The sequence below is a fragment of the Nocardioides sp. P5_E3 genome (assembly GCF_054049275.1).
In genome coordinates this window covers 110,035-124,167 of sequence record NZ_JBFUMR010000003.1, presented here as the reverse complement: position 1 = coordinate 124,167, position 14,133 = coordinate 110,035, and the positions used below count along the sequence as shown (strand labels likewise).

At 72.0% G+C, this 14,133-nt stretch carries 11 protein-coding genes and 1 pseudogene; 4 read left to right on the top strand and 8 right to left on the bottom strand.

The features are described from left to right. Positions 1 to 503: 503 nt before the first annotated feature. From ACXJKB_RS02565 to ACXJKB_RS02555, 3 genes and pseudogenes are all read right to left on the bottom strand, one after another. A pseudogene (locus tag ACXJKB_RS02565) lies at positions 504 to 2,675 on the bottom strand (Rne/Rng family ribonuclease); the annotation flags it as partial. 843 nt (positions 2,676 to 3,518) lie between these two features. Further along, positions 3,519 to 4,247, bottom strand: a complete 729-nt coding sequence (locus tag ACXJKB_RS02560) for a TIGR03936 family radical SAM-associated protein (RefSeq protein ID WP_457185113.1) — start codon at positions 4,245 to 4,247, stop codon at positions 3,519 to 3,521. 64 nt (positions 4,248 to 4,311) lie between these two features. Further along, positions 4,312 to 4,950, bottom strand: a complete 639-nt coding sequence (locus tag ACXJKB_RS02555; RefSeq protein WP_457185111.1) for a class I SAM-dependent methyltransferase — start codon at positions 4,948 to 4,950, stop codon at positions 4,312 to 4,314. 104 nt (positions 4,951 to 5,054) lie between these two features. Between ACXJKB_RS02555 and ACXJKB_RS02550 the strand changes: the two genes are divergently transcribed. From ACXJKB_RS02550 to ACXJKB_RS02535, 4 genes are read left to right on the top strand one after another with little or no spacing between them, the layout of a single operon-like run. Beyond that, the gene (locus ACXJKB_RS02550; protein WP_457185109.1) at positions 5,055 to 6,422 is read left to right on the top strand and encodes a hypothetical protein; all 1,368 of its coding nucleotides are present in this window, start codon (positions 5,055 to 5,057) and stop codon (positions 6,420 to 6,422) included. Between the two features lie 41 nt (positions 6,423 to 6,463). After that, complete coding sequence (locus ACXJKB_RS02545) at positions 6,464 to 7,276, top strand: glycosyltransferase family 2 protein (RefSeq protein ID WP_457185107.1); 813 nt, start codon at positions 6,464 to 6,466, stop codon at positions 7,274 to 7,276. Further along, positions 7,273 to 7,659, top strand: coding sequence for a DUF2304 domain-containing protein (locus tag ACXJKB_RS02540; protein ID WP_457185105.1), 387 nt, complete (start codon positions 7,273 to 7,275; stop codon positions 7,657 to 7,659). The genes ACXJKB_RS02545 and ACXJKB_RS02540 overlap by 4 nt, the downstream gene beginning before the upstream one ends. Next, on the top strand, positions 7,656 to 8,561 hold the full coding sequence (locus ACXJKB_RS02535) for a glycosyltransferase family 2 protein (RefSeq protein WP_457185103.1): 906 nt from the start codon (positions 7,656 to 7,658) through the stop codon (positions 8,559 to 8,561). The genes ACXJKB_RS02540 and ACXJKB_RS02535 overlap by 4 nt, the downstream gene beginning before the upstream one ends. A gap of 23 nt (positions 8,562 to 8,584) precedes the next feature. Here the strand turns inward: ACXJKB_RS02535 and ACXJKB_RS02530 are convergent, their stop codons facing one another. From ACXJKB_RS02530 to ACXJKB_RS02510, 5 genes are read right to left on the bottom strand one after another with little or no spacing between them, the layout of a single operon-like run. Continuing rightward, entirely contained in the window at positions 8,585 to 9,817 is a 1,233-nt protein-coding gene (locus ACXJKB_RS02530) for a hypothetical protein (protein ID WP_457185102.1), read from the bottom strand. A gap of 43 nt (positions 9,818 to 9,860) precedes the next feature. Then, positions 9,861 to 11,504, bottom strand: coding sequence for a glycosyltransferase family 2 protein (locus ACXJKB_RS02525; RefSeq protein WP_457185101.1), 1,644 nt, complete (start codon positions 11,502 to 11,504; stop codon positions 9,861 to 9,863). Next, a complete protein-coding gene (locus ACXJKB_RS02520) occupies positions 11,501 to 12,550 on the bottom strand; it encodes a methyltransferase domain-containing protein (RefSeq protein ID WP_457185099.1) in 1,050 nt (349 codons plus the stop codon). Before ACXJKB_RS02520 ends, ACXJKB_RS02525 begins: the two co-directional genes overlap by 4 nt. Before the next feature lie 42 nt (positions 12,551 to 12,592). Further along, positions 12,593 to 13,297 (bottom strand): hypothetical protein, encoded by a 705-nt coding sequence (locus ACXJKB_RS02515; protein WP_457185097.1) that lies wholly within the window; start codon positions 13,295 to 13,297, stop codon positions 12,593 to 12,595. Beyond that, positions 13,294 to 14,133: a hypothetical protein gene (locus tag ACXJKB_RS02510; protein ID WP_457185095.1), complete on the bottom strand. Its 840-nt coding sequence runs from the start codon at positions 14,131 to 14,133 to the stop codon at positions 13,294 to 13,296. Before ACXJKB_RS02510 ends, ACXJKB_RS02515 begins: the two co-directional genes overlap by 4 nt.

The window sequence follows — 14,133 nt, the reverse complement described above, 5'->3', positions numbered from 1 at the left end:
CCGGTGCCGGGCTCGAGGCCCGCGGTGCCGGGCTCGACGACACCCGTCTGCGGGACGGTGCCCGCTCCCGACGGCGGACCGGCGGGGCGGCTGGCGGACCGGCGACGTGTCCGCGTCACCACCTTGGGCTTCTCGGGCTCGGCCGGCGGCGCCTCGGCAGGCTCCTCGTCGGCCGACTCGGCGGCCTTCTCGGCAGCCGGCTCGCTGCTGGCCGGAGCCGCGTCGACGGGCGGTGCCTGGACCGGCGGAGCCTCGGCGCGCGGAGCCTCGGCGCGCGGTGCCTCGGCGACCTCGTCCGCGGCCGCTTCGGTCGACCGGGCGTCGCCCGACTGCTCGCCCGACACGTCGGCGGCGTCCGACGACGCCTCCTCGACCGGGCGCTCGTGGCGCGCCATCGCGGCGACGTCCTTGGGCGACGGGGCGGACGAGTGGGCGTGGTGCGGCTCGCTGGTCTTCGCGTCGGCGTTGCCGCCGCCGTTGTCGTTGCCGGAGTCGTCGTTGCCCGCGCCGCGACGACCGCGGCGACGGTTGCTGCGGCGACCCTCGCCGTCGTCGGAGCGCGCGTCCGGGTCCACGGGCTGGTCCTTGATGACCACGCCGCGGCCGTGGCAGGCCTCGCAGTTCTCGCTGAACGCCTCGACCAGGCCGGTGCCGATCCGCTTGCGGGTCATCTGCACCAGGCCGAGCGAGGTCACCTCGGCGACCTGGTGGCGGGTGCGGTCACGGCCCAGGCACTCGACCAGCCGCCGGACCACGAGGTCACGGTTGGACTCGAGCACCATGTCGATGAAGTCGACCACGATGATGCCGCCGATGTCGCGCAGCCGGAGCTGGCGCACGATCTCCTCGGCGGCCTCGAGGTTGTTCTTGGTGACCGTCTCCTCGAGGTTGCCCCCGGACCCGGTGAACTTGCCGGTGTTGACGTCGACGACGGTCATCGCCTCGGTGCGGTCGATGATCAGGGAGCCGCCCGACGGCAGCCAGACCTTGCGGTCCAGTCCCTTGTGGATCTGCTCGTCGATCCGGTACGTCGCGAACACGTCGCCACCGGTCGCACCGCGCTCGAACCTCTCGAGGCGCTCGGCGAGGTCCGGGGCGACCGACTCGACGTAGCCGTGGACGGTGTCCCAGGCGTCGTCGCCCTCGATGACGAGCTTGGCGAAGTCCTCGGTGAACAGGTCACGCACGACCTTCAGGGTCAGGTCGGGCTCCCCGTAGAGCAGCTGCGGGCCCGAACCCTTGTGGGTCGCCTTCTTCTCGATGTCCTCCCAGCGAGCCTTCAGGCGCTCGACGTCCCGCGTCAGCTCGTCCTCGCTGGCACCCTCGGCCGCGGTGCGCACGATGACGCCGGCGGTGTCGGGGACGATCTCCTTCAGGAGCGTCTTCAGGCGGCTGCGCTCGGTGTCGGGCAGCTTGCGGGAGATGCCGGAGGTGGTGCCGTCCGGGACGTAGACGAGGAAGCGACCGGCGAGGCTGACCTGGCTGGTCAGGCGGGCGCCCTTGTGGCCGACCGGGTCCTTGGTGACCTGCACGAGGATCATCTGGCCGCTCGAGAGCACCGACTCGATCTTGCGGGGCTGGCCCTCCTTGTGGCCGAGCGACTGCCAGTTGACCTCGCCGGCGTACAGGACCGCGTTGCGGCCCTTGCCGATGTCGATGAAGGCGGCCTCCATCGACGGGAGCACGTTCTGGACGCGGCCGAGGTAGACGTTGCCGATGAGCGAGGTCTGGGACTCCCGGGCAACGTAGTGCTCGACGAGGACCTTGTCCTCGAGCACGCCGATCTGGATCAGGTCCTTGCGCTGGCGGATCACCATGATCCGCTCCACCGACTCGCGGCGGGCGAGGAACTCGGCCTCGCTCACGATCGGGGCCCGGCGGCGACCGGCCTCGCGGCCCTCGCGGCGGCGCTGCTTCTTGGCCTCGAGACGGGTCGAACCCTGGACCGAGGTGATCTGGTCCTCGGCCGAGCGGGTCTTGCGGACCCGGGTCACGGTGTTCGGCTCGGCGTCGTCGGAGGAGCCCTCGTCGCCCGAGCGGCGGCGACGGCGTCGACGGCGCGAGGTGCCCTCGCCGGCGCCGTCGGTCGTGTCGGAGTCCGCGTCCGCCGAGGCGGGGCTCGCGGGGGCCTCGGTGGGGTCGTCGGCCGTGTCGGCGGAGCCGGACTCGGCCGCACCCTCGCTCTCACCCTCGCCGGACTTGCGGCGACGACGGCCGCCGCGGCGGCGACGCCGACGGCCGCCGCCCTCGCCGTCACCCTCGGTGTCGTCAGCGGACTCGGAGGAGTCGGTGTCGGTCCCGGTGTCGGACTCGGTGCTGGTCTCCGTGCTGGTCTCGGCGCCCTCAGCGTCCTCGGTGGCCTCGGCCTCCGCGAGGGCTGCGGCGGCTTCCTCGTCCTCGTCGGCGACGGGCGCCTCCTCGACAGCAGCGGCGGCCTTCTTGCCGGACCGCTTCCGGGCCGGCCGGTCAGCGGCGGACTTCTTCGCCGCCGACTTCTTCGCGGCCGACTTCTTCGCCGGAGCCGCGGCCTCGGTGTCCTCGGTGACGCCAGCGGCGTCGGTGGACTCGGTCGTCTCGGTGGACTCCGCGGCGTCGGCCGTCTCGACCGCGACGGGCGCGGCCTTCTTGCGGGTGCGGCGGGTGGTCGTGGTGACGACGGGCGCCTGGAACAGCACGGCGTGACCGGTGGCGGCGTCGGAGGCCTCAGCGGTCCCGGCTGCCTCGGCGGTCTCGTCGGCGTCAGCAGCTGCCGGCTCGGGTGCGGCTGCCGTCTTCTTGGCGGTGCGCTTGGCCGCGGTCTTCTTGGCCGGCGCCTTGGCGGCGGCGGACTTCCGGGCAGCCGCCTTCCTGGCCGGGGCGGGCGCCTCGTCGGCCGGGACGGACTCGGCCGGCGCGACGGCAGCGTCGGGCTCGGGGGTCGCGGCGGTCTTCTTCGCGGCGCTCTTGCGCGCCGGCGCCTTCTTGGCGGGCGCTCGACGCGAGGTGGTCTTCTGCACGACCGGGGCGTCGGTGTCGCCGGTGTCTCCGGTGTCGCCGGTCTCGCTGGCGTCCGGGGCGGGCGCGGCGGCCGCCTTCTTCGCAGGCGCCTTGCGCGTCCGACGGGTCACGACGGGCGTGGCGGGCGCGGCGGCCTCGGTGGGCTGGCCCGCCTCCGACTCGGTGCGCTCGGGCTGGTCGTTCTGGTCATCACTGAGCATGTGGTGCTCCTCGGGCACCGTGACGGTGCCGGTACGGCGTCCGCCCCTCTCGCAGGACGATCGGCGCGGACGCAAAGCTTCTGTGGCGGCGACCCCCTCCGCGGGTGCGTCTCCGGTCGGCCGGTGCGCCACCCGCCGCGGTCGCCGGGCCCCTGAGTCGCTGTCACCGACTCGTGTGGCCGCGTCGCGGTCCGGTGACGTCCACCCATCCGGGGTGCCGACCGCTGGTGCGGCCGGCGAGAACGTCGTCGGCTCGACGGATCCCGACGGTGGTCAGGGCGTCGAACGTGGCGAGTATCGCACACCGCGACCGGAGTGGCGCTATGCCCGATCCGCCAGCGGGTCGCCGACCTGGTCCGACCCGATCAGGGGGCCCTGGGCCAGCCGCGTCATCAGCGGCGCCTCGTCCATCGGCAGGCCGGCCACGGCCTCGAGCCCGCGCAGGACGTCGTCGGGACGCACGGCCGGGGTCCCGTGCCGCAGCACCACGTCCATCGACGTACGTCCGGGGGCGGCCTCGTCGGCCGCGTCGACCACCAGCGAGAGGACTGCGCCGCGCGCGTCGAACTCGCGCATCCCCTTCTTGGTCATCCGCTCCACGAGCACCTCGTCGGCTGCCAGGAACCGCGCGACGGCGTCCGCGACCAAGGCGTGGTCGGCGCTCAGCCCGATCCGCCAGCGGCTGGCCTCGAGCAGGTCGGCCAGCGACCCGCCGGGCGACTCGGCGACCTCGAGGACGTCCAGCCCGGGCGGGAGCGCCTCGTCGAGCATCGCGTGGACGTCGTCCGCCCGGACGACCTGGGCGAGGGCCAGCTCGAGGTACTCCGCCTCGCTCGCGGACCCCGTCGGTGCGGCTCCGGCGTAGGAGATGCGCGGGTGCGGGTTGAAGCCGGACGAGTAGGCCATGGGCACCCGCGCGCGGAAGACGGCACGCTCGAAGGCGCGGCTGAAGTCGCGGTGGCTGGTGAAGCGCATCCGCCCCCGCTTGGCGTAGCGCACGCGGAGTCGTTGGACGGGTGGGGCCTGCTGCTCGGGTTGCTGCTGGGGCACGGCTGAGGAGACTATCTCTCCGTGCGCGGAACGCAGACGCGCCGGAGGTCGCCGATGGGTGCCGTCACCGCCCGGCCGGCTTGCGCGCGACGAGGCAGAACTCGTTGTAGGGGAAGACGCGGCCGGCGATCCTCGGGAAGGGGAAGCTGTAGTTCTTCTCGACCTCGAGGCCGACGCGTCGAGCCAGGTCCGCCATCTGCACGCCGTCGGTGAAGTGCACGTGCGTGCTGTCCGTGGTGTAGCCCTTCTCCTGCGGGCAGATCATCATCACCAGCCCACCGGGCCTGAGGTAGGGCAGGTAGGCCGTGACGAGACCCTCCCAGTGCTCGGGATGGACGTGCTCGAGGACGTGGGCGACGAGCATGCCCTCGAACGACTCGGGGACTGCGACGTCCGGGGCCGACTGCCACTCCTCGGTCGTGTAGGCCTCGAGACCGCGTGCCCTGCACTCCGCGACGGACTCGGGGTTGTGGTCCACCCCGACGGAGTCGTGGCGGAGGTTGACCAGGTTGCGGCCGATGCCGCAGCCCACGTCGAGGGTGCGCCCCAGACCCTGGCGACGGAGGTTCCACCGGTACGGACGCTGGACGTCGAGGAGCTCCTTCCACCGAGCACCACTCAGGTCGCGCAGCCGGTCGGCGTACTCGTGCGACCGGGTGTCCGGAACGTGGGGATCGGGCAGTTCAGCCGAGGAGCCGTTCATGCGCGGCACCCTACCGGCACCGTTCGTCGGAGACGGTGCACGAATCCGGGGCCCGGCAACGGCGAATTCATGGGCGCCCTGCCGCTTGGTTAGGGTCCCCTCCCATGAGCGCAGAAGCCGACGCGGTGGCCCCGTCGGAACCGAGAACCCCCTGGTGGCGTCGGCGCGGCGACCTCCTCGCCGTCCTGGCACTGATCGTGGCGTCGTTCGTCTTCACGACCGACCAGGTCACGGAGCACGAGATGATGTCCCCGATCGACGAGTACCAGTACGTCGGCTACTACGCGAAGGTCGCTGACCACGGCATCGTGAGGCGAGGGGAGGCGATGCCGTTCTTCGCCCGCAAGTACATGGTCTGCAACGGGGTGCGCAACATTCCCGAGATGCCGCCCAACCCGGCGGCTTGTCGCAAGCCCAACAGCGTGGGGTACCCGATCGAGGGCGGCACCACCGCAGACCTCTACACACCGTTGTACTTCGGCGCGACCCGTGTGCTCGCCCAGCCGCTCGTCTGGGCGGGCGTCGACTTCGTGAGTGCAGGACGCCTCGTCGGTGGCTTCTGGCTCGCGCTCGGCGCCGTGTTCCTCTATCTCGCCATGCGCCGTGGCAAGGTCCCGATCCCGGTCGCGGTGGGATTCAACCTGGTGATGGTGGGCTCGCTGGCTGCCTACTGGGGCAACACCTACATATCCACGGACSCCACCGCACTCGCGTCCGGAGGCCTCGCCGCACTGTTGACGATGCAGGCGATCGACGGGGCGCGGCGCCCGCTGCTCCTCCTCCCAGCGGCGGCGGCGCTGGCCACCTTGTTCAAGCTGCAGAACTTCACCGGGTTCGTCGCAGCAGCGCTCGTGCTCGTGCTCGCCGCGGCGTACGGCGCCTCGCGTCAGGCCGGCGGAGCGAAGTCCCGGGTGCGCACGTTCGTCACCGACCGCCGCACCATCTCTGCTGCGGCGACCGTCGTCGCCGCCATCGTCGCCCAGGCCTGCTGGATCGCGCTGCGGTCGGCGCTGGCGGTGGGCGAGCAGCCCAAGTTCGGCTTCGGCGCGCCGCTCGAGGGCAAGAACCTGGTCGTGGAGCTGGGCAATTTCCTGCCGGCTCTCGGAGGTGGCGCGCTGGCGCCCTATGCGACCGGCACAGCCACGCTGCCCGTGTACACCGTGGCCACCGCGCTCGCGATCGGAGGCTCCGTCGGCCTTGCGCTGTCCGCCGGATTGCCCCCGCTGCGCCGCTTCGTCGGAGTCAGCACCGTGCTGGTGGCCGTGGTGGCTGCCCCGGCCCTGGCGATCGTCGTGGGCGTCGTCGAGAACATCTACGTCCCGCTGCCGAGCCGCTACGCGCACTCGCTGCTGCCATGGGCGCTGCTGTCGGCCGCACTGCTCGTCGGCAGGCCTCGTCCGTGGCTGCGCTACACCTTCCTCGCCCTCGGAGTCGTTACGTGGGGCCTGGCGCTGATGATGGGCGAGGCCTGATGGGCCCGGACCGACACCGTCCGCTTGGTAGCATCGCGCGGGTGTCCACAGGACCGCAGGGACTCCGAGTTCTCGTCATCGTGCCCGCGTGGAACGAGCAGGCGAGCATCGCCGAGACCCTGCGCGAGATCCACGCGTGTGTCCCGTGGGCGGACCTGCTGGTCGTCGACGACGGCTCTGCCGACCGCACGGCCGATGTGGCGGTCGCGGCCGGGGCCACGGTGTGCCGGCTGCCGTTCAACCTCGGCGTGGGCGGTGCCATGCGGACCGGCTACCGCTACGCCCTGCGGCAGGGCTACGACGTGGCCGTGCAGATCGACGCCGACGGGCAGCACGATCCCCGCTTCCTCACCGCCCTCGTCGAACGGCTCGACGGCGCCGACGTGGTGATCGGCGCCCGCTTCGCCAAGGCGGACGACCCCTACGTCGTCCGCGGACCGCGCCGCTGGGCGATGGTGCTGCTCGCCTGGGTCCTCTCGCGCCTGGCGAAGTCCCGGCTCACCGACGTCACCTCGGGGTTCCGTGTCTCGAACCGACGGGCGATCGCGCTCTTCGCCAAGCACTACCCGGCCGAGTACCTCGGTGACACCGTGGAGTCCCTCGTGATCGCGGCACGCGCGGGTTGCCGGATCACCCAGGAACCCGTGACGATGCGGGCCCGCACCGCCGGCCGCGCCTCGCACTCCCCCGTGAAGGCGGCGATCTACCTCTGCCGCGCCGTGGTCGCGCTGTTGCTGGCCCTGGTCCGCGACTGGCCCGCGCAGTTCGAGGACGAGGCGGAGGTCCGCACGTCCACCACTGAGCCCACCACCGACGCCCAGCGGCCCGTCGCGCAGCCGGAGGCACGACCATGAGCGGCAGCACCATCCTCGGGATCGCGGGCTCCGCGGTCATCCTCCTGACGTTGTTCGAGATGATGCGCCGGCACCGGCTGCGCGAGAAGTACGCGCTGATCTGGGCGCTCGTGGCGGTGGCGGTCATCACCGTGGCGCTGTTCCCGATCCTGCTCTACCAGGCCTCCGAGGCCGTCGGGCTGGCGGTCCCGACCAACCTGCTCTTCTTCTGCGCGGCGATCGTGATCCTCGTCCTGACGCTCCAGCACAGCTCCGAGCTGAGCCGGCTCGAGGAGCGGACCCGGACCCTCGCCGAGGAGCTGGCGCTGGTGCGGCTCGAGATCGAGCGAGACCGCGAGTCCCGGCAGCCGCAGGCGTCCTCGAACGACGAGCCGACGAGTTGACCGGCCCGGTCGCTGCACCACTGGAGATCTTCGTCCCCTACTGGGGGGATCCCGACCTCCTGAGGACGACGGTCGACAGCGTGCGCGCGCAGAGCGATCCGCGGTGGACGCTGACGGTCGTCGACGACTGCTACCCCGATCCGTCCGTCGCCAGGCAGTTCGCCCGCGAGAGCGACCAGCGCATCCGCTACCGGCGCAACGATGAGAACCTCGGCATCGCGGGCAACTTCCAGCGTTGCCTCGACCTCGCCTCGGGCGAGGCCGTGGTGTTCCTCGGGTGCGACGACGTCATGCTCCCCGACTACGTCGCTCGGGCGCACGAGCTCCTGGCCGCGTTCCCCGACGCGGACATCTTCCAGCCCGGGGTGCAGGTCATCGACTCCGCGGGCCGACAGGTGGTGCCCCTCGGCGACCGGGTCAAGTCGTGGCTGAGGCCGCGCACCCGCGGTCCCCTGGTCCTCTCGGGCGAGGTCCTCGCCGCCAGCCTGCTGCGCGGCAACTGGCTCTACTGGCCGTCGCTGGTGTTCCGCACGAAGAGCGTCCAGCGCCACGCCTTCCGGCAGGACCTCCCCATCATCCTCGACCTCGCGCTCGTCCTCGACATGGTCGCCGACGGCTCAGCCCTCGTGCTGGATCCCGACGTGACCTTCGCCTACCGACGTCACGCCACCAGCCTGTCAGGCACCGCCCTGAGTGACGGCAGCAGGTTCGCCCAGGATCGGCGCTACTTCGCCGATGCGGCCGCACAGATGCGGGCAATGGGCTGGCCCAGCGCCGAGCGCGAGGCTCGACGCCGATGGACGTCGCGGCTGCACGGGCTCACCCTCCTGCCGGCGGCCCTGCGCTCGCGCAAGGACAGGACAGGGGCTGTCCGACAGGTGCTGAGGCACGCCGTCGGCTGACGCGCCGTCCCTCCTCGTCGAGGCTACCGGGAGGACCGGGTGCCAGCGGCGGCTCCACGCACCAGCCCCCACCCCACGTGCACGGCGATGCCCACCGCGGGACCAGCCGCCAGGGAGACGAGGACCCGGCTCTCGAGACTGCCGGGCGCGAGCAGGACGAGCCACGACGCTGCCGTGGCGGCCAGCCACCCGGCGAGGTAGACGGCATGGCGGTCGAGCGCGACCGTGGCCGCGCCCGTCAGGGTCAGTGCGGCGACCAGACCCGCGGCCAGCACCAGACCGGCGAAGACGCCCCCTGACACGTCGTACGTCGGGTTGATCACGTGGAGGAGCCACGGGCCCACCCACCAGGCGAGCAGGCTGCCGAAGGCGGTGAGCACGACCAGCCCGCCGAGGATCGGGCGGAGCACGCGGAGCCCGTCGCGGATCACCCGCGTGACGAGGACGTTCTGGTAGATGCCCAGCGGTACCAGCAGCGGCGCCCGGGACAGGGAGACCGACAGGACGATGGGCGCGGCCCCCGCGAACACCTCGGCCGGCGTGGTGACCCGCAGCAGGACGGGATAGCCGACGAGGAGAAGTGCGGACGCACCCGTTGCCGAGCAGGCCACGAGCATGCGCCGCACCAGCCCGCGGGCCGTGCCGGAGACTCGGACGTGCACGAGACCGCGGTGGTCGCGACTCAGCAGCAGCCAACCCACCCAGGTGCCGCACGCCAGCGCGACGGCCCAGGCGAGGCCGAGCAGGTGTCCCCCGGCCACCACCACCAGGGCGCACAGCACCAGGCGCATCACGGCCTCGGACCCCACGAAGAGGCTGTACGCACTCCACGCGGAGGTCCCGGCCGCGGCGCCGTTGAGGCCCTGCTGCAGGCCGAACAGCACGATCCCCACCACCATCGCCGCGAGCAGGCCCGGCCAGGGGTCGCCGAACAGCAGCGGGGCCCATGCCAGCCCTGAGGCACCCACCGCGAACGCGACCGAGACCGCCAGTCCCACCACGGCGGGAAGGACCGCGGTGGATCCGGTCCCATGGGACGAGAAGACCGCACGCGTGGTCTCGGTCGTCAGACCGACCAGGGCACCGAAGACGGCGAACATCGCTCCCCAGAACACCAGGAACGCTGCGTTCGTCGCCGGGTCGAGGACCCGTGCGGCGAGCACCAGCACCACGTAGCCGGCGACGCCGCTCGTCCCCGCCGCGACCAGCACGGGCACCAGGGACCTGGGTTTCGCGGACGAATCGCTCGAGGACACGAGACGCGATCCTAGGTGGCGACCCCGTCGACGCCGACGGCGGTCAGGCGCGCCCCTTCGCTCGGCCCTTGCTGGCTTCGTCGCTGGCTCCGTTGCGGGCGCCGGGGCGCTTCTTCGCAGGCCTGATGCGCCTCAGCCCGGGCACGTAGGGGTCGTCGAGCGGAATCCCCCAACGGCCGCGGACCAGGTTGCGCTCCCAGTCGTGGACCGCACGCTCGCGGGAGCGCGACTCGAAGTGGTAGAGCTCGACGGCCGCGACGTAGACAATGCGCAGGCCCGTCTGACGCACCTTGTAGCAGAGGTCCACGTCGTTGAAGTTGGCCGGGAGGGCCTCCGAGAAGCCTCCGATCTCGACGAACGTGTCGCGGCGCATCGCCGCGCAGGCTGCGGTCACACCGCTGGCCTCTCGATTGACGATGAGGGAGCCGAACGGCCCATAGGAGTCGCGCGGAAGGTCCCGGTAGGGGTGCAGGTAGTGGCCACCGGCGTAGGCGTGCCCGGCGTGCTGGACAGTGGCGTCGCTGAAGTAGAGCCGGGCGCCGGTGAGTCCGACGTCCGGCTCGTCAAGCGGCGCGACCAGCTGCTCGAGCCATCCGTGCGAGATCACCTCGACGTCGTCGTTGAGGAAGACCAGTCGCTCGCCGGACGCCCGGAGGCACCCGACGTTCATCTTCTCGCTGTAGTTGAAGGGGCGGGTGAACCGCTCGAGGGTCAGCTTGTCGCCGGCCACCTCCCGGAGCTCCACCAGCACGTCCGGTGGCGTGGGGTCGTCGTAGACCACGACGATCTCGAGGTTGTCGTGCGCGGTCCTGTCCAGGAGCGTCCGCACGGCTTCCACCACCATCACCCGTCGCGACCCCCAGATGAGGTCGGACTGCCCGATGGTCGGGATGACGACCGACACCCGTAGCCCGGGGTCGAGCCGGCGGGTGATCCGGTAGTGCCCCGGAACCGGTCCCTGACCGACCTCGGCAGCGAGCCCGAGACGGTCCATGTGGTCCTGCACCGCCTTGGCGCCTGCAATCGTGGCGTAGGGCTTGGCGTTGATGTCGGCCGACGCCGACCCGGCGACGGCTCGCCAGTGGTAGAGCACCTCGGGGATGTGGACGACCCGACGTGCCACCTCGCCGACACGGAGCGCGAGGTCGTGGTCCTGGGAGCCGTCGTAGCCGTCGCGGAACCCGCCGACGCGGCGAACGACGTCCGTGCGCATCACCGACAGGTGGGAGGTGTACATCTGACCGCGCAGGCGCTCGGGAGACCAGTCGGGCTTGCGGAACTCGTCGTAGAGGTTGCCGTCGTCGTCGACCTTGTCCTCGTCCGAGTAGAGGTAGTCGACGTCGTCGTGCTCCGCGACCTGCCGGGCGTTGGCGGACAGCGCGCCCGGCGTCAGCAGGTCGTCGTGGTCGAGGAGCACGATGAACTCGCCGCGTGCGGCGTCGATGCCGTCGTTGGAAGCGGCGACGATGTGGCCGTTGGTCTCACGCTCGACCAGCCGGATGCGCGGGTCTGTGGCTGCGTGCTCGCGAATCAGCGCCCGGACCGCCTCTGTCGGTGAGCAGTCGTCGACCAGGATCCACTCCCAGCTCTCGAAGTCCTGCGCGAGGACCGAGGCGATCGTGTCGCCCAGCACGTCGAGCGGCGGTTCGTAGACCGGTGTGACGATGGAGAAGAGTGGTGCGCTCACCGGGATCCGCCCAGCAGCTTCCGCCCTGCACGGCGTGCGAGCGAGGGCCGCGGCTGCGGGTGCGCGGCTTGGTCGGTGAGGCGCCGGTTCTCACGGACGAGGCGGCCGATCCGCTGCCGGGCCTGGTTGAGGCGTCCGCGGACGTTGGCGAGCTGCTTGCGGGACTTCTTGAGCTGCGCGCGCAGCTGGGCGGCGTCGCGGGTGAGCTGCGCCACCTGGGCCTCGGTCCCCACGATGTGGTCACGGGTGGTCAGCAGCTGGTGCCGGGCAGCCAGGACCTCTGCGCGCCACTCCTCGACCTGCGCGGCCTGCTCGGCGAGCCTCTTCGACGTGCCGCCCTCCAGCTGGTCGTTGAGGAAGCTGATGCGCCGATGCGAGTCGAGCAGCGCCTGTCGCTTCTGCACGAGCTCGGCATTGACCGCGGCGAACTGCTGCTCGTACCGCTGTGCGAGCGTGTGCAGGGTCAGGTCGGCCCGCTCGAAGAGGACGGCCCACGGAGAGATGAACGAGAGGTCGACGTCGGTGCGACGGAAGAAGCCCCGCTCGGCGAACCACGCGGCCCACTGCGCCGTGGGGCGCGTGTTGACGTGGGTGGGCTCGTCGTGGTCGGCGGGGCTGGAGGAGAACAACACCCGGTCGGTGGCGGCCGTGATGCTGTCGATCGCCCGTTGCGCGTCTGCCGGGGCCATGTGCTCGAGCACCTCGATGCAGGTCACGAGGTCGTAGGGTCCACCGAGCGGCTCGGTGGCGGCGGCGACGCGGAGTCGGTCGCGCACGTCCTCGTGCGCGGTCTGCACGGCGTGCTCGGAGATGTCGATCCCGGAGGCATCGACATCCTTGCTGGCCAGCGCCTGAACGAGGAGCCCCCGTGCAGTTCCCACGTCGAGCACCGTGCGAGGGTTGATGACACCGACGATGCGGTCAGCGACGGAGAGGAAGAACGTGCGCCACTCGTCGTTGTCCCAGGTGTAGTGGTCGTAGCCGCCCAGGTCTGCGTCCTCGTAGTAGGTGCTGGAGTAGTCCTCCGAGCGCGTTCCCTCGCTCACGTGAGCGTCCCCTGTCTGGCGGCGGCGTTGTGCGGGGTCAGGCTATACGTGTCGGTCGGTCGGCACGATGCCGCTCCTGCCCCGCCACGCGCCGTGCTCGGAAATCGGCCGGAACCGGAACGTCGCGAACTCGTGGTGGAAGTCGCGCCTGTCGCGCTCGGCCATCGCGTCGGCGTGCCGATGCGGGTCCGCCACGGTGGAGCGCCCGTGCACCATGTCCTCCATCTCCTGCACCGTGCGCCAGACCGAGAAGGTGGAGATGGTGTGCGGCGGGCGCAGGGCGGCAGCCGCTAGGGTGACGCCCGGGTGGTCGCGCACGAGCCGCTCGACGGGCTTGCCGCTGCGCAGGAAGCGCGGCACCTCCCCCAGCCGCATCCTGGCCAGCGTCACGGCCACGACGGGCTCGTCCTGCCGCCACGTGCCGGCGCGGACGGGCAGCCCCGGGAGGGCGGCGATGGTCGACCACCGACGCAGGTACTCGAGCCGCACGTGCCAGCCGCCGGCCAGCTCACGCCCCAGGGGGTCGCGGGCCAGGAAGCGCTCGAGCGCGGCCTCGTCACGCCACTGCGCGAAGACCGCGAGCCGCCGGACCTGCAGCCGGTCCGGGGACACCGTGGGAGCACCGAGCCGCATCAGGGACAGGCACTCGGCGTGGTCGAGCCCGGGCGTCGCGGTGCCCGGCGCCCGGAGGAGCGCCCGCACGCCCACCCGGCGGGGCACCTCGGCGAGGTGGAAGGAGTGGATCACGGGACCCGCTCGAGCTTGTAGTGCAGGCGGACGGCCGACGCCGACCAGAGCCGCAGCTCGTGGTCGGTCCGCAGCACCCCGTCCGCGTCGACGTACACGTGGAAGGTCTCGTGCAGCGGGACGCGCGCTGCGTGGGCGCGACGGTCGCGGACGACGACGTACGCCCCGTCCTGGCCGAACCGGCCGGTCGGTGACTCCAGGAGGAGCCCGCCGTCGTCTGTCACCGTGGGACGGAGGAACACCTGGACGTTGCCCGACTCGAGCGGGAACGCGACGTGCACGCTCGGCCGGTCGGCGCCGGGCAGCGTGCGCGCCGAGTAGGCGCCGCTGAACACCGGCCTCCCGCTGCCGCGCAGGGTGCGGTTCCACGCAGCGGCGACCTGGTCGCCGTTCCGGTCGCGGATCGGGGTGACCCGGCTGTCCATGCCACGGGCGACCTCGAGGGGGCGCATCGGCAGGGCGAGCTGCTCGACGCGTCGCCCCCAGAGCCGGGACACCAGCTCGCCCGCGGGCCAGAAGACGGGAGACCAGCCCGACCACACCTCCACGTGCCACGCCGCGGTGTGCTCGTAGAAGTCGCGGACCTCCGGGCGCAGCCGCTCGGACTCGAAGCCCGGGCCGTCGAGGAGCGCCATCGACGCCAGCAGCCCGGCGTCGGGCTCGTCACCGCCGAGCACGCCTCCGTGGCGGGCGGCCTCGGCGGCGAGCCACTCCTCGCTCACGCGCGGCGACCGGCTGACGGGTGCGTCCAGCCACCGCTCGCGACCGTCGAGGTCGACCTGACGCCCCGCGAGCTGCCAGAACTTCCGGGAACCGAGGTCCAGCACGTGGGGCAC